Raw genomic sequence first — 15,065 nt, 5'->3', positions numbered from 1 at the left:
CTCCCCGGTGACGTCTGGTTCGTGCACCGCGGACCGTTCACTCCGAGAGGACGCGCCCGTGGACGTCGATCTCGCCGTTCCGGACCCGCGTACTACTGATCCGAGTCCCGTCTTCGGCGATGATGAACGGCGGTGTGTGTATCTCCAGTGGGCCGAGTCCGTCTTCGATCCGCTGTTCGTTGAGTTCGTACGCACGGCGCTGGGCCTTCGCTTCGGGGGAGACGACCAGCGCGTCGACGTCGTCACGTGTGGCCGCCGGGCCGTGTGGCGTTTCGAGTTCGATGATCTCGTAGGAACTCGTATACGCCTTGGCGATCTGTTCGAGTTCCGCGGCAAGCGCCTCACGGCGCTCGTCGAATCGGCCGAGCATCTCCGCGTGGGCTGGATCGCTCCGTGTCTCCCTCGCCAGGTCACTCCCGGTGAGACCGACGATGACGTGTCCGTCCCCGGGCCCGTCGTGACTCGCAGTCTGGAACGCGCTGTGGAGCAGCGCCCGGTGCCCGTTGTGGATCGGCGTGAACGTTCCACCCAGGATCGCGATGCGTTCGGACCGTGCCATACTGCCATCTCGAATCCGACCGATGTAGTACTGTCGCCCCGACTACGCAGTCCCCAGTAACTCGAAACTACCTGCTGGAACAACCGGATAGTATTTGTGTTCTTGTGCCATCACGTATACCACCCGGATAGTGATACCATGACACACACGCTCGAAATCAGCGACGATCTCAGGGAACGACTGGAGACACACCTCGACGAGGGGGAAACGTACGAGGAACTCATCGAGGAACTGCTCTCGATGTACGAGACAGAGGGAACGTTCCTGCAGGAAGGCTACTCGGAATGAGAGCACCTGGGATGTTGCGGGTGGTGTCCACGCGATAGGTCTGGCGCGGTAGTCCGCAGACATGCGTTCGACGCTCACTCGGCATAGTTCACCGCAGTGTTCGACCGGACGGAGGAGGTGTATCAGGCGCTCTCGACGCTCACCTTGAAGGAGTCCCGGTGCTGTCGGTGGGCGACCTTCGAGCTATCGGTGCCGGCCGGGGGCGGTTCCATCCGGTGGCGTGCACACACGACCGACGAATCCGGCGTTGCACTGTTCCACGAGACGATCTCGGACTGGATACCCGACACCGAGCGGTCGTGATCCGGGGAGAGGCCGAGTCTCGACATGCACACAGTCGTCCGTGATCAGTAGGCGTCACGAAGCAACTCGACGATCGAGGGCCGTCCTGAAACAACATAAATTTAAAACTCATACCAATAATTCAAAATATATAGACACACATTATAATTCTGGACACACACCTCTATCGAAGTGTTCTGTCGACCATACGTTCACCCCCTCTCGCAGCTACTTCGCGTGACTGAACGCCTTCAGGCGGGGACAAGCACCACCGCAGAGAATATCGTCGCCGCCCGCCGTGCCGTCGCCTTCTGGGCGAGTATCCCGCTCCCGCTGGTCGTCGCGGGGTTCCTGCTGACTGATTCCGCCGTCTCGAAACCGCGTCTCTGACCGGGCTACAGTTCAGTCGTCAGTAGCGGCTGTCTCCGCTCTCGGGACGGTGACATCGGGGAGGTTGGCTTCGATCTCGGCGCGACGGTCCTCGAAGGTGCCAGGAAGGACGAGTCGCTCTCCGAGTTCGGCCAGCGGTTCGTCGCTCGTGTATCCCGGGCCGCTCGTCGCCAGTTCGAAGAGGATTCCACCGAACTCACGGAAGTAGACCGAGCGGAACCAGTGGCGGTCGATCTGGGCTGTCGGACGGAGACCGAGCGACCGGACGGTGGCCCGCAGCTCCATCTGATCGTCGTCGCTCGGCGTCTGGAAGGCTACGTGATGGACCGTACCGTGACCCTGCCGTCCGCTTTCGATGGTCGGGAGCACGTCGACGTACGTGCCGACGGGGCCTGCCGCCGCGAACCGGGTCCGTTCGTCGCCCGGCGTATCACCCGCGGAGTGCTCTGTTCCGACCCGTTCGAGGCCCATCGTCTCCAGTAGATCCGCTGTCGGCTCCGGATCGGCGAGCCACAGCGTCACGGAGTGGAACCCCCGAATCGCGTGTTCCTCCGGGACGAATTCCGTCCACGGGACAGTCGGGTCGTCAGCCGGGATTTCGACCGCGACAAGTTCGACCGGGAGCCCATCCGGGTCACGGAACGGCAACACGGTCTCTCCGAAGCGTTCGGTTCTGTCGTCGTAGTCGACGCCGTAGTCGTCGAATCGCGCTTCCCAGTAGTCCAGGCTACCCGCCGGGACGCGGAACGCAGTCCGCGATACCTGACCGGAGCCGACCTTCCCCTGCGAGAGGTCCGCCCACGGGAAGAAGGTCATACTCGTTCCCGGTGTCCCCTCCGCGTCGGCGAAGAAGAAGTGGTAGGTCCCGGCGTCGTCCTGGTTGATCGACCGTTTGACCAGACGCAGTCCGAGTGTCTCTCCCCAGAAATCGAGGTTCTGCTGGGGATCCGATGCGATGCAGGTCACGTGGTGAATTCCGGGCGTCGGGGTGGTCATTGGCACCAGATAGGGGGCGCAGCTACTTCAGTACGTGCTGACACCGGTGTTACCGGGCGAGCGGATAGCCGCGGAAAGCACTTCGACGGGGATCCGGAGTAATCTACCAAGACGACAGGCGAAAGACGGGGAGGGAGTCCCCGCGTGCCTCTGACAACGCTCCGGGTACAGTGTCTCCTCGTACGGAATCTGTACCCACCTCAGTGTATGTCTCGGGAGAACAAATACTGATTGGCTAGATTACAATTCGTCGGGGTGTCTGAAACACGTGAATTGATTCGGTGTGAGAACGCTCGGATATGGACACAGATACCCGAGGATGGATACATCTGTCTTAATGGTTTCAAACGTACTGATCGGGGGCTGAAAACTTGAAGACGCAATATCTGGGTTTTTGCTCTGGAATACATACACCGTTATCGAAGTGTATGTGTGGCTAAAATCGGCTAGATGGATAGGTTCGCGTCAAAAATAGTAATGTATTCTCGGCCAACGCGCAAAAATATAGGAGCTATGTAGTTATAGCATTTAAGATGGACTTACTAGTGGAATAGTGGCGATATATCGCCAAAATTGAATTAAATTACTACAAAATAGACCCTGGAGTTGCTATGGTCTTGCACTTCTGAGGCCGATTCGACACGTCAGTGTGGATGCTCGGTGGCAACAACGAAGAGGCTGTCCTGCATACGTGTCGTCATGGGCCAGTCACGTCGAGAACTGCTGATCGCTACTCTGGCGGTTCTCGGCGCCAGCAGCGGTTGTAGCGGGCTCTTCCGGGACCACCCTGGTTCCGATGAACGGCTGACACCTGTACCGGTGCCGGACCCGACGCACACGGCACAGTCGACAGCGGCGTCCGAGAACGGGCGGGCAATCGCCATGGCGCGCGACGAACGCGGACACTGGGCCGGTGTCGAAGCCAACGCGTCGGCGGAAGACGAGGCATCGGCGCCGACTCCAGACAGTCGGGCGGGGTGTGGTCGGTCACCGGGCTACGTCGTCGAGCGACAGGTGCGTGCACTCCGGTCGAGCGGGGTGCCCACAGACACCGATATCCAGACGGCCTGGCAGTTCATGGCCCCATCGTACAGACGGAGTCTGGGCAGTCCGGAGCGGTTCGAGGCCGTAGTGAGGACGACGTACCAACCGCTCGTCGAGGCAGAGACGGTTACCTTCAGCCCAGTCTCTCGGACGGGTGAGACGGCGATACGACAGGTCACCGGTTCCGGAGTCGACACGTCAACCGAGTACGTCTGGCGGCTGGAACGTCAGGGTGGCGGCGCCTTCGAGGGGTGCTGGCTCACCACTGCGATCGACCCCGTCTGATCCACGACCGATCACCACGGACTCACTCACGCTCGACCGCAGTTCGATCAGTCTTGTCCGTTCGTGTGGTCGGGAGCGCGTCGGTGAATTCGACACGGCGTGGTCGCTTGTACGGTCCGAGTGTGTCGGCGACCCTCCTCACGAGTCTATCTGCGAAGTGCTCGTCAGGAACCACAGCGTCGGTGGGGACCACTGTCGCGACGACGATCTGTCCACGGTCGGGGTCGGCTTCGCCGGTCACGAGTGCGGCGGCAACCCCTTCCTGGCGCTCCAGTACCGACTCGACCTCGATGGGACTCACCCGATAGCCCGAGGTGATGATGAGTTCGTCAGCACGACCGAGGTGGACGAGCGTCCCGTCGGTCCGCAGGCGGGCGATATCGCCGGTCCGCAGGTGGCTGCTGTCGAGTACGGCAGCCGTGGCAGCCGCGTCGTCGAGGTATTCGCGCATGACCACGGGATCAGGTCGCTCTACGGCGAGTTCGCCGACGGCATCCGAAGATTCCCCAGCTCCCGCCGTTTCGAGCAGCACGATCTCGTGACCGGGGTACGGGCGGCCGAGGCCGTCGTCGACTCCGTCGAACCGTGGCTTGGCCTCGCCGACGAGGGCGTTGGCCTCTGTCAGTCCGTAGGCCTCGTTGACGGTGACGCCGAGCGCAGTCTCGGCCCACGTCGACAGCGAGTCCGGGAGATGCTCGCCACCACTCATGATCGTCTCAAGAGCCGGCGCCGTCTGTTCGTCGGGGTCTGTCGCAGTCCGAAACGCTCTGAGCGCGGTGGGTGGGACGAACGCGTGGGAGACGGCCTGGATCCCGACGATATCGAGGGCACGTTGTGGGTCGAACTTTGCTCTGCGGACCGCCGAGACCACGGTCCCGCCGAGCGCGAGCGTCGGATACACGACGTCGAACAGTGCGCCAGCCCAGGCCCACTCGGAGGGGGTCCACACCCGTGCCTGCCTCGCTGCGTCCTCGTCGAACAGCCCGAACCAGCAGTGATAGCCCGGGAGCGAACCCAGCAGATATCCGTGGCGCTGAACGACACCTCTCGGTTCCCCGCTGGTTCCAGAAGTATAGAGGACGAACGCGTCGTTCTCGGGGGTAGTATCGGCCATCGTCGGGGTGGCCTGGGTGTCGCCGACGAACTGGTCGAGCCCACCCAGGGGTCGGGGTCCGGCGTCGACAGGCACACGCACGGTCACCGGTACATCTTGCATCGCGGCCTGCGCGGTTTGCCAGTGGTCGCTATCGACGACGACGGTACTGGCGTCACTGTGGGAACAGACGTGCTCGAAGGCCTCGGTCCCGAGCTGTATCGAGGCCGGGACGACCACGCCCCCGAGACGGAGGACGGCGAGGTGGGCGACGACGAGTTCGGGACACTGTGGGAGCGAGACGACGACCCTGTCTCCGCTGTCGACACCGCGCTCGGCCAGTCGAGTGGCGAATCTGGCCGAGGTGATCGCCAGATCACCGTACGTGAGTGTCCGAACAGTGGTCGGTGTCGCCCGGTCTGGCACGTGACAGAGCGCGATCCGATCCCGGTCCCCGTCCAGCGCGTGCTGGGCGACGTTGTACGAATCCGGAAGGTCCCAGTCGAACCCCTCGACGAGTCCCTGGTAGTTCCGAACGTTCGTCGGCATATCGTAGCCGAGCCAGGGACCGGTCATTGGCTGTCTGTCACCGCCGCGAGTGTCGCGGCCAGGTAGTACGCTGTCCAGATGAGTTCGGTGTCGACAGCGTAGTCGCCGGGGCGATTGAAACAGCCGTGCTGGATCCGTCCGTGGGCTGGATCGTCTGGATCGAGGACGACGTACGAATCGACGAGCGAGTCGAGGATATCCACACCGGTCGACCGGAGGGCAGCCGTCGCCTGTTCGACGGGGAGCAACCGACAGAGACCGTATGCCGTGATCGCAGCGGCACTCGTGTCCCGTGGTTCGGTCTCCGGGTCCGGGACCTCGAAGTCCCAGTGGGGGATCAGGTCCGGTGGGCTCTGGCGGCGGTAGTAGCCGACCTGTCGCTCCAGCGCCCACCTGAACCGGTCGGCACGCGTCGCACCGTAGGCGTTGGCAAGGCCAGCGATACTCCAGGCCTGTCCCCGGGCCCAGCAGCTCTCGTCGCTGTGGGCCAGTTCGTTGTACTGACGGACGAGCCCCCCGTGGTCGTCGAAGACGGCGTGATGCCAGGTCCGGCCGTCGTCACGGATGTACCAGTCGAGATGCCGGTCGGCGTGTGAGAGCGCCACGTCGCGGAACCGCGCGTCGGTGCTCTCGGTGTCGGCCCGCCAGAGTATCGAGACCGCCGTATAGAGGTTGTCGACCGCCCCGAGCCGGTCACCCGGTGGTCCGTGATCGGAGTCCGGCCCACGGAACTGTTCGGGCCCGTGGATGTCGAGTTTGCCCAGCGGAATCTGCCGCGCTCCCCCGTCGTACGCGTTGACCATCGCGTCTGCGCCCTCCATGCCGAGACCGAACAGTCCTCTGTCGCCGGTGTAGTCGTAGGCCCGGAACCCGGCGTAGAGGAAGTTCATGCCACAGAACATCGAGTCTCTGGGCATGTACGACCGCATTGTCTCGGTGTGGTCTCTGGCCGCTCGCGCGAATCGATCGCTCTCACTCCGGTCGTCCGCCAGGCGTGCGGCCAGCCAGAGGAGCCCGATCCAGTGACCGCCACACCAGTTCCCGTTCGGGGTCGTCTCCCAGCGCCCGCGCTCCCTGTCGAAGACGTACGGGAACTGCTGACCGGTCGCTTCGAGGGTCGTCTCGACGCGGGCGAGTATCGCCGACAGCGCCCGGCGGTACATCTCATCCCGAGTGTGGGCTGGATCAACCGACATCGCCGCCGACCACCTCCGCCGCCGCCAACCGTGCACGCTCGTCGGCATCGTATCCGACGCCGGCGAGTATCTCGCCGGTATGCTGCCCCGGTCGGGGTGGGGCGAGACGAATCTCGCCCGGCGTCTCCGACAGTTCTGCGGGCATCCCCACGGTCGTGAACGTCCCGTCGCTGGGATGATCTAGCTCCACGAGGATCCCGTTGTGCTCGACCTGCGGGTCGGAAGCCATCTCGGCGAAGTCGTTGACCTCGGCCGCCCAGATGTCGGCCGCCAGGAGGTTGTCCAGCAACCATTCGGTCGTGTGGGAACTCGTGTACGCCTCGACCATGCGCTTGATCTCGTCGCGGGCTTCGTAGGTCGCTACCGGTGTGTCGTACTCTCTGAGTTCGGGCCGGTCGATACTGTCGGCCAGTTCCTCCATCGGCGCCATCGCGATGGCGATGTAGCCATCGGACGTCTCGTAGATTCCGTAGGGAGCGCCGAGCCAGGCCTGCGCGATGCCGGTCTCGCTGCGCTGGAAGTCGACGTCCATGTTCAGGGCAGCCGTGATCTCCTGGCACTGGAAGTCGATCGCGGCGTTCAACAGGTTCACGTCGACGCGCTGTCCCTCGCCAGCCCGTTCGCGGTGGAACAGCGCTACCATCGTCTGGAAGGCGATGAGCATCGCGGCGTGTTCGTCGACGACCGCCGTCCCGGCCGGCGTCGGCGGATCATCTCGCCGTCCTGTGTAACTAGCCAGCCCACTCATCGACTGGAGCAGCAGGTCCTGGCCGGGGCGGTCGTCGTACGGGCCGTCGCGGCCGAACCCCGACGCCGACACGTAGACGATGTCGGGTGCGACCTCGGTCACTGCATCGTATCCCAGACCGAACCGCTCCATCACGCCAGGGCGGAAGTTCTCCACGAGAACGTCGGCCGAGGCGACGATGTCGAGCGCCACGTCGCGGCCCGCATCGGTCGTCAGATCGACGGTGATACTCCGCTTGTTCCGGTTCATCGCCAGGAAGAACGGGCTCACACCGTCGAGTAACTGCCCGCCGGCCTCCAGCGACCGCTCCCACTCACCGCCGAGTCGTTCGATCTTGACGACGTCCGCGCCCGCGTCGCCGAGTTTCTGGGTGGCCCAGGGCCCCTGCATCATCTGGGTGAAGTCTGCTATCCGCACACCGTCGAGTGCACGCTCCATACTCGGGAGTGGCCCGCCGGGCGGCATAAGCATTTGTGGTGTGGTGACATCCAACAGTACGCTTACGTAGCGGGCCATCGAACGTTCCGATATGCCGACGTTGCGACTCGTCGGTCGCCCTTTCGAGGGGTTCGAGACCGCACTCCAGCGCCAGATGGACGACTTCGCGGCGTCGACCGACGCCGACGTCCGATTCGAACGCGAACACAGACCGCTCCCGGAGATCCACGAGGACCTGCTCGCGACCGGTGCCATCGCCGACGGCCGCTACGACCTGTTGCTCTGTCTGAGCGACTGGCTCCCGATGGTCGCCGAGGAGGGACTGGTACGTCCACTCGACGACGCTCTCGATGCGAACCCGCCCCCGGACTGGCCCGAGGGGTGGGCCGAGAGCCTGCGCGGGCTGATGACCTACGACGATGCCACCTATGGAATTCCGTACCACGACGGCCCGGAGCTATTCCACTACCGGGAGGATCTCTTCGAGAGCGTCGCCGAGCAGCGCGCGTTCCGCAAGCGATACGGGCGTCCGCTGACCGTTCCGCGCACGTGGACGGAATTTCTGGAGGTTGCACGGTTCTTCACTCGCCCCGAGGAGGACCTCTGGGGGACCGTTGTCGCCGCGAAACCGGACGGCCACAACGACGTCTACGACTTCGCGATCCAGCTGTGGAGTCGCGGCGGTCAGATCCTCGACGCCGAGGGCCGACCCGCCTTCGACAGCCCCGACGGACGAGCAGCGCTCCAGTACTACCACGACCTGATCCACGAACACGGGGTCGTCCCGCCCGAAGCGGTCGAGATGGAGAGCGTCGAGGCCGGCCAGTTCTACGCCGACGGGAAGGCGGCGATGATGTGGAACTGGGCCGGCTTCGGGGCGATGGCGGAGGCGCCGGACTCGGCGGTATTCGGCCGCGCGAACTACGCTCTGATCCCACGTGCGGACACGGAGCACGGCGAACACACGTCGTTGACGGTCTGTTACGGGCTGACTGTCCCGGCCGGGAGCGAGCATCCCGACCTGGCGTACGACTTCATCCGCCACGCCGCCACGCCGGCCGGCGACAAGATCACGACCGACGCAGGTGCATCGGGGACGCGCTTCTCGACCTGGCGTGACCCGGACGTCCTGCGTGAGCACGCTTTCTACTCGATGCTGGAGACGATCAATACGGGCCCGGTGAACACGCTCCCGCGGATCCCGGAGTATCTCGAACTCAACGAGATCCTGAACGAGATGGTGGCGGCGGCCATCGTCGAACGATCTACGTCGGTCGAGGCGGCCATCGCGACGGCGTCGGACCGAGCGAGCGAGTTGCTGGAGTAGTCCTCCAGCTTTTTGTTAGCAGGCAACACTTATGCTCGTCGTGACAGTCGATTAGGATATGAGCGACCCGACAACAGCAGAGCGGCCGGACAGCACGGCGCCCGTCGACTTCGATGCACTCCCGATGCGCGTCGGCCTCGGCCAGTTCATGGACCCGACCGAGGAGAAACTCCGGTTCATCAAGCAACTCGGCGTCGACGACATCCTCCTGAACATGTACCGGTACGATCCCGACTACCCGCACATGCCGGACGACGAGCGGATTCCGCTGGAAGGTGACGACGAGTGGGCCTCCGAGAACCTCGTCGAACTCCGCGAGCGGGTCGAAGCTGCCGGTTTACGACTCAACGCTATCGAGAACGTCCCCATCTCCTTCTACGACGAGATCATGCTCGGCGGGGAGCGTCGTGACGAGCAGATGGCCCACGTCAAGACCACTGTCCGGAACATCGGCCAGGCCGGCATCCCGATGTTCGGCTACCACTGGATGCCAAGCGGTGTCTGGCGCAATACGGAGGTCAGTGTTCGCGGGGGTGCGGGCGCGTCCGGGTTCGACGCCGACCGCGTCTCCGGCGAGCGCACCCACGACCGCGAGTACACCGAGGCCGAACTCTGGGCCAACTACGAGTACTTCCTCCGGGAACTCATCCCGGTCGCCGAGGAAGCCGGCGTCAAACTCTGTCTCCACCCCAACGACCCACCGGTCGAGTCGCTGGGCGGGGTGCCACAGCTGTTCCGGAACTTCGAGAGCTTCAAGCGAGCCATGAACATCGTCGAGAGCGCCCATCATGGCCTGGAGTTCTGTCTGGGCTGCTGGTCCGAGATGGGCGAGGATCTGGAGACGGTCATCCGGTACTTCGGCGAGCGGGACCAACTGTTCTACGTCCACTTCCGGGACGTGGAGGGGACGGTCCCGCACTTCTCCGAGACGTTCATCGATCAGGGTAACTACGACGCCTACGAGATCCTCTCGCTGCTGGACGAGGTCGGGTTCTCGGGTATGATCATCCCGGACCACGTCCCCCACGTCGAGGGAGATACCGACTGGGAACACCGTGGTCGCGCCCACGCCGTCGGCTACCTCAACGGGATGTTGACCGCGCTGCGCCACGAGCGCGCTCGGAATTAGTGTTAAGCCACTGGCAGGACAACGTCGAGGCATGCAGGGCGAGCGACACACCGAGAGGACCGTCATCGTGACCGGCGGGGCCAGCGGCATCGGGCGCGGAATCGCCCGGCGTTTCGGCGAGGAGGGGGCCAACGTGGCCGTCGCCGATCCGCGCCGGGACCCCAAACAGGGCGAGAAGTACGACACCGAGGTCGAGATACCGACCGACGAACTCGTCTCGACCGAGACCCGCGGTGATGGGACCTGGATCGAGACCGATGTCGCCGATCCCGACAGCGTCGCGCTGATGGTCGAGAAGACGGTCGAGACCTACGGCGGCATCGACGTATTAGTCAACAACGCCGGTATCCAGGTCGTCGGTGACTCACAGTCCACCTCCATCGAGGAGTGGCGTCGCTCCATCGACGTCGACCTCAGCGGGGCCTTCTACTGTGTGAAGTTCGCCGTCCCGCATCTCGTCGAGAGCGAGGGCCAGATCATCAATATCGGCTCCGTCCGTGGGTTCGAGGGCGGCGGCGGGCCGCCGTACGCCGCTGCGAAGGGAGGTATCGTCAACATGACCCGCGACCTCGCGATGGAACTGGGCGCGGAGAACGTCCGGGTGAACTGCATCAATCCTGGGTACATCGAGACACCGCTGCAGGACATCGTCACCGAGGAGGACATGGAAAAGTCCCGCGAGCAGACGCTCCTCCCACGCTTTGGCCGTCCCGAGGATATCGGCGACGCCGCCGTCTTCCTCGCCAGCGACGAAGCCGGCTTCGTCACGGGCGCCAACCTCGCCGTCGACGGCGGCTGGCTGGCACACAGCGGGCTGTGAGACGACCGGCGGCCAGGGACAGCCCACCTGCGGCACTCAGAAGACGCCGTACTCGTCGTAGGCGTCGAGCGGCGCTGTCCCGTCTCTGACTGCCGCACGGACCTCGTCCTCCGTCTCGGCGAGGGCTTCGGCCTCTCGAAGGACCGCTTCCCGGATCCGTTCGGGAACGACCACGACCCCGTCCTCGTCCCCGAGGACGACGTCGCCCGCCGACACCTCGACGCCGCCGACGACGGCGCTGTCGCCCCACTCCAGTAGCTCCCAGCGCGGGACGGCATCGGCCGGCGTCCGGTACCGCGAGAACACCGGGAACCCCTCCTCCAGGATGTAGGCCACGTCCCTGACGCCGCCGTCGAGGATCGCGCCGCGTGCGCCGGCCGCGTCCAGCGCCACCACCGAGAGTTCGCCGAGGTGGGCTGCCCGGTCGTCGTTGGTCTGGTAGGTCAGCACGGCGTCGGCCGGCGCGTCTCCGAGCATCCGCAGTATCTCGCGCATGTTCGCCTCGGGGTCGACGCTGCGGTTCGGCCGGCCGACCACCGGGAACGCGACGCCCGCTGTCACCAGCCCGTCCTGCAGCGGTCCGATGGATGCGGCCATCGTCTGGTCTTCCAGCCCACGGTCGTCGAGGACGTCGACGACGGCGCCGGGATAGAGCTGTTCGTATCGGTCGCACAATTCTGCCCGCTCGATCATACAGAGACTAGGTGGGCCGGACGGAAGAAGTTCCCTCCTGCGTGGCTACCGTACTCGTGTGTCGGTCTCTCCCAAACAATTATTCTCCTCGCAGGACCACTCCCACTATGCAGTTCGACTGGATGGTCCAGTGTTACGCGGGCGCCGGGGTCCACCGGGACACCCCGATGCTCGACACTGTCGAACGCGAGACGGTATTGCACGGCGTCGACGCTGCCGTCGAGGCCGGACTCGAAGGGCTCTGGGCGCCGGATCACTTCATGCTCGGCCCGAAAGCCGAGGAGTACGAGGTCTGGACACTCCTCTCGGCGCTGGCCGAACGGACCGACGACGTCGACATCGGCCCGCTCGTCGGGTCGATCACCTATCGGAACCCGGCGCTGCTGGCGAAGATGGCCACCACCGTCGACATCCTCTCGGAGGGCCGCCTCCGTCTGGGCCTGGGGGCCGGCTGGCACGAGGTCGAACACCACGCCTACGGTTTCGAGTTCCCCGACATCGGGACCCGAATCGAGATGCTCGACGAGGGCATCCAGGTCGTGAAGGCGATGTTCACCGAAGCGGAACCGACCTTCGAGGGGGAGCACTATCGGATCGACAACGCGCTGAACAACCCCAAGCCGGTCAGCGACCCGCATCCACCCATCGTCGTCGGCGGCGCGGGCCCGAAGATGCTCCGGCTGATCGCCCGCCACGCCGACGAGTGGAACGTCGAGATCAGCGCCCGCGCTCGTGGCAAGCCGATCGAGTTCAAGGTCCGGAAGTTCGACGAGTACCTGGCGAACGAGGGCCGCGACCCCGACTCGGTCGAGCGGTCGTGGCTCGCCCACGTCCTCGTCCGCCGTGACGAAGCAGCCGTCGAGGCGGCTGTCGACGAGATATTCCCGCTCCCATGGGGGGAGGAATCGGACATGGACGAGGAACTCTCGGACGCCGAGGACGCCCGCGAGAAGGGGAGCATGCTCATCGGCACGCCGTCCCAGGTCGCGACGCAGATCGAGCGGATCCGGGAGCTCGGCTTCGACAAACTCCAGTTGATGTTCCTGGACTTCCCCGACACGCGGGGGATGGAACTGTTCGGCGACGAAGTGGCCCCGCAGTTCCAGTAGCGGGCCGAACGTTTTGGTCGACCGCCGAGAACCGCACGCATGGGCTGTGCTATCACGGACGAGTACACGCGCCGCGGTATCGAGACGCTCTTTCTGGCCAACGACCACCTCAGAGTCGAACTCCTGGCGGGAAAAGGCGGCGACGTCACACGAATCGTCGACAAGCGGACCGACACCAACGTGCTCTTCGAGGCCCCCCACGAGTGGCGAGCGCCGGGGGACGGTCCCGTCGGCGCACCCGACGCGGCCTTCGCCTTCCTCGATCACTATCCCGGTGGCTGGCAGAGCGTGCTGCCCGCTGCGGGCCGCCCGTCGTCCGGTCACGGCGCGCCGCTGGCACTCCACGGCGAGTCGAGTCTGGTGCCGTTCGACGTGACGATCCGCGAGGCGACCTCCGAGCGGGTCTGTGTTCGACTCTCGGCCTCGCTGACGCGCTATCCGTTCGCCATCGAGCGTGATCTGACGCTCCGTGCCGGCGAGGCTGCCATCGAGATCACCGAGCGGGTCACCAACGAAGGGGCGGTCACGGTCGACTACTCGTGGCTCCAGCATCTCGCGCTCGGCGAACCGCTGATCACCCCCGAGGCCTCGCTGTCGGTTCCCTGCGAGACCGTGCTGGTCGACCCCGATCAGACGACCGACAACGCTCGGCTTCCCGCGGGCGAGACCTTCGACTGGCCGGTCTGTGAAACGGCGGACGGCACCGTGGACCTCCGGGAGTTCCCACCCAGAGCCGAGCGCGTCCACGACCTCGTGGCGCTGACCGACCTCAAAGCGGGGCGCTACACCGTCACCAACCCCACCCTCGATCTGGGCGTCACGGTCACTTTCCCGCCCGACGTCTACGAGTCTCTGTGGTACTGGCAGCCCTTCGGTGGGTTCGAGGAGGCCCCCTTCTTCGGTCGGAACTACAACGTCGGGCTGGAACCGTGTACGTCGATCCCGAACGCCGGCCTGGAGGCAGCCGTCGAGAACGGGACGGCACGCCGACTCGACGCCGGCGAGCAGGTCGAAGCGTCGGTCACACTGCGGACCCATCCCGTGGAGTGATGTCCCGTCCCGACTGCTGCCGTTCTGGCGGCGACCGCCGGCGTGGATTTAAGCCGACTACTGTGCTACGCTAGCGTATGTCAACGCCACTGAAGGACACCGACAGGTACTTCGAGGAGATCGAGGTGGGCGAGACCTACACCGTCGAGGCAGCCCGAACGATCACGGAGACTGATATCGTCAACTTCGCCGGTCTCTCCGGTGATTTCCACCCGCTTCACATGAGCACCGTCGCGGGCGAGGATTCGGACTTCGGCGAGCGAATCGCACACGGGAACCTCGTGTTCTCGGTCGCCGAGGCGATCATCGCCGATATGAACCCCAAATCGTTCTCGTACGGCTACGACTCGCTGCGGTTCGTCGACCCGGTCCCCATCGGGACGACGCTGACGGTCTCCCGCGAGGTCGTGGAGACGGAACCGTACAACGACGACCTCGGCCGGGTCGTCTATAGCTACGAGGTGACCGACCAGGACGGGGCGACGCTGCTGGCCTGCAGGCACATCACGCTCGTCGAGCGTCGGGACGCCGGCGACTGACCGCGCGATTGCGGGCGACCCGGCCGCCTGGTCACTCCGAGCGTGGCCGCACGTAGGTCACCGGACACGGCGACTCGATGAGGATATCCTGGGCGGTGCTGCCGAAGACGGCCTTCCCGACAGGCGACCGGGACCCGCCGGAGATGACGACCCTGTCGGCGTCGGTTTTCTCGGCGATCCGCACCACCCCGTCGGCGATGTTCTCGACGACCCCCCGTGGCTGGTGGTCGACGCCGTGCTCGTCGAACAGCGCTTCGAGGTGCCTGACCGACTCGTGGCGTTCGAGGATAACGTCGACGTCCTCCGCCGTGGCGCTGGGATAGTCCAGTTCCCGCGCGATCTCGTCGAACTCGCTCCGTGTGAACACGTGCGTGAGCACCACCTCGGCCCCGGTCGGTTTCGCGACCTGGAGGACGACCTGCCCGAGTCTATCCAGTCTGTCGTCGTCCTGTGGCCCGATGGCCAGGACGATGGTGTCCAGTGAGATGTCCATCGGCTACCAGTACGTCACCGATGTAGAAAATTCCTCG

At 64.8% G+C, this 15,065-nt stretch carries 17 protein-coding genes; 9 read left to right on the top strand and 8 right to left on the bottom strand.

Going from position 1 to position 15,065, the window contains the following annotated elements:
- Positions 1 to 37: 37 nt before the first annotated feature.
- Positions 38 to 559 carry a phosphopantetheine adenylyltransferase gene (locus Hhyl2_RS17640; protein WP_483552103.1) on the bottom strand — a complete coding sequence of 174 codons (522 nt, stop codon included), beginning with the start codon at positions 557 to 559 and terminating at the stop codon, positions 38 to 40.
- A gap of 138 nt (positions 560 to 697) precedes the next feature.
- On the opposite strand from Hhyl2_RS17640, the gene Hhyl2_RS17635 reads away from it, so the two are divergent.
- Complete coding sequence (locus Hhyl2_RS17635) at positions 698 to 847, top strand: DUF7557 family protein (protein WP_483552102.1); 150 nt, start codon at positions 698 to 700, stop codon at positions 845 to 847.
- A 122-nt stretch (positions 848 to 969) separates the two neighbouring features.
- On the opposite strand, the gene Hhyl2_RS17630 is transcribed toward Hhyl2_RS17635, so the two are convergent.
- Positions 970 to 1,176: a hypothetical protein gene (locus tag Hhyl2_RS17630; RefSeq protein ID WP_483552101.1), complete on the bottom strand. Its 207-nt coding sequence runs from the start codon at positions 1,174 to 1,176 to the stop codon at positions 970 to 972.
- 190 nt (positions 1,177 to 1,366) lie between these two features.
- On the opposite strand from Hhyl2_RS17630, the gene Hhyl2_RS17625 reads away from it, so the two are divergent.
- Positions 1,367 to 1,519, top strand: a complete 153-nt coding sequence (locus tag Hhyl2_RS17625) for a hypothetical protein (RefSeq protein ID WP_483552100.1) — start codon at positions 1,367 to 1,369, stop codon at positions 1,517 to 1,519.
- A 12-nt stretch (positions 1,520 to 1,531) separates the two neighbouring features.
- Here the strand turns inward: Hhyl2_RS17625 and Hhyl2_RS17620 are convergent, their stop codons facing one another.
- Positions 1,532 to 2,521, bottom strand: coding sequence for a ring-cleaving dioxygenase (locus tag Hhyl2_RS17620; protein ID WP_483552099.1), 990 nt, complete (start codon positions 2,519 to 2,521; stop codon positions 1,532 to 1,534).
- 693 nt (positions 2,522 to 3,214) lie between these two features.
- On the opposite strand from Hhyl2_RS17620, the gene Hhyl2_RS17615 reads away from it, so the two are divergent.
- The gene (locus Hhyl2_RS17615; RefSeq protein ID WP_483552098.1) at positions 3,215 to 3,844 is read left to right on the top strand and encodes a DUF4864 domain-containing protein; all 630 of its coding nucleotides are present in this window, start codon (positions 3,215 to 3,217) and stop codon (positions 3,842 to 3,844) included.
- A gap of 22 nt (positions 3,845 to 3,866) precedes the next feature.
- On the opposite strand, the gene Hhyl2_RS17610 is transcribed toward Hhyl2_RS17615, so the two are convergent.
- Genes Hhyl2_RS17610 through Hhyl2_RS17600 form a run of 3 tightly spaced genes read right to left on the bottom strand, consistent with a single transcriptional unit; the run spans position 3,867 to position 7,868 of the window.
- The gene (locus tag Hhyl2_RS17610; RefSeq protein WP_483552097.1) at positions 3,867 to 5,513 is read right to left on the bottom strand and encodes an acetate--CoA ligase; all 1,647 of its coding nucleotides are present in this window, start codon (positions 5,511 to 5,513) and stop codon (positions 3,867 to 3,869) included.
- On the bottom strand, positions 5,510 to 6,682 hold the full coding sequence (locus tag Hhyl2_RS17605; protein WP_483552096.1) for a hypothetical protein: 1,173 nt from the start codon (positions 6,680 to 6,682) through the stop codon (positions 5,510 to 5,512). The genes Hhyl2_RS17610 and Hhyl2_RS17605 overlap by 4 nt, the downstream gene beginning before the upstream one ends.
- Positions 6,672 to 7,868 (bottom strand): CaiB/BaiF CoA transferase family protein, encoded by a 1,197-nt coding sequence (locus Hhyl2_RS17600; protein WP_483552095.1) that lies wholly within the window; start codon positions 7,866 to 7,868, stop codon positions 6,672 to 6,674. The genes Hhyl2_RS17605 and Hhyl2_RS17600 overlap by 11 nt, the downstream gene beginning before the upstream one ends.
- A 91-nt stretch (positions 7,869 to 7,959) precedes the next feature.
- Between Hhyl2_RS17600 and Hhyl2_RS17595 the strand changes: the two genes are divergently transcribed.
- The 3 genes from Hhyl2_RS17595 to Hhyl2_RS17585 are packed head-to-tail and all read left to right on the top strand — an operon-like array spanning position 7,960 to position 11,144.
- Complete coding sequence (locus Hhyl2_RS17595) at positions 7,960 to 9,195, top strand: ABC transporter substrate-binding protein (RefSeq protein WP_483552094.1); 1,236 nt, start codon at positions 7,960 to 7,962, stop codon at positions 9,193 to 9,195.
- Positions 9,196 to 9,253: 58 nt separating this feature from the next.
- Complete coding sequence (locus Hhyl2_RS17590) at positions 9,254 to 10,324, top strand: mannonate dehydratase (protein ID WP_483552093.1); 1,071 nt, start codon at positions 9,254 to 9,256, stop codon at positions 10,322 to 10,324.
- Positions 10,325 to 10,355: 31 nt separating this feature from the next.
- On the top strand, positions 10,356 to 11,144 hold the full coding sequence (locus Hhyl2_RS17585; protein WP_483552092.1) for an SDR family NAD(P)-dependent oxidoreductase: 789 nt from the start codon (positions 10,356 to 10,358) through the stop codon (positions 11,142 to 11,144).
- A 36-nt stretch (positions 11,145 to 11,180) separates the two neighbouring features.
- Here the strand turns inward: Hhyl2_RS17585 and Hhyl2_RS17580 are convergent, their stop codons facing one another.
- The gene (locus Hhyl2_RS17580; protein ID WP_483552091.1) at positions 11,181 to 11,837 is read right to left on the bottom strand and encodes an RraA family protein; all 657 of its coding nucleotides are present in this window, start codon (positions 11,835 to 11,837) and stop codon (positions 11,181 to 11,183) included.
- 107 nt (positions 11,838 to 11,944) lie between these two features.
- Here Hhyl2_RS17580 and Hhyl2_RS17575 point away from each other — a divergent pair, with 107 nt between their 5' ends.
- The 3 genes from Hhyl2_RS17575 to Hhyl2_RS17565 all read left to right on the top strand — a co-directional run bounded on the left by Hhyl2_RS17575 (position 11,945) and on the right by Hhyl2_RS17565 (position 14,535).
- Positions 11,945 to 12,946 (top strand): LLM class flavin-dependent oxidoreductase, encoded by a 1,002-nt coding sequence (locus tag Hhyl2_RS17575; protein WP_483552090.1) that lies wholly within the window; start codon positions 11,945 to 11,947, stop codon positions 12,944 to 12,946.
- Positions 12,947 to 12,985: 39 nt separating this feature from the next.
- Positions 12,986 to 13,996, top strand: coding sequence for an aldose 1-epimerase (locus tag Hhyl2_RS17570; RefSeq protein WP_483552089.1), 1,011 nt, complete (start codon positions 12,986 to 12,988; stop codon positions 13,994 to 13,996).
- Between the two features lie 77 nt (positions 13,997 to 14,073).
- Positions 14,074 to 14,535 (top strand): MaoC family dehydratase, encoded by a 462-nt coding sequence (locus Hhyl2_RS17565; protein WP_483552088.1) that lies wholly within the window; start codon positions 14,074 to 14,076, stop codon positions 14,533 to 14,535.
- A 31-nt stretch (positions 14,536 to 14,566) separates the two neighbouring features.
- Here the strand turns inward: Hhyl2_RS17565 and Hhyl2_RS17560 are convergent, their stop codons facing one another.
- Entirely contained in the window at positions 14,567 to 15,028 is a 462-nt protein-coding gene (locus Hhyl2_RS17560; protein ID WP_483552087.1) for a universal stress protein, read from the bottom strand.
- Between the last annotated feature and the right edge of the window lie 37 nt (positions 15,029 to 15,065).

The sequence above is a fragment of the Haloarcula sp. H-hyl2 genome, assembly GCF_056934385.1.
The sequence above is the reverse complement of the archived record's forward strand: the minus strand, read 5'-3'. Positions and strand labels throughout refer to the sequence as shown.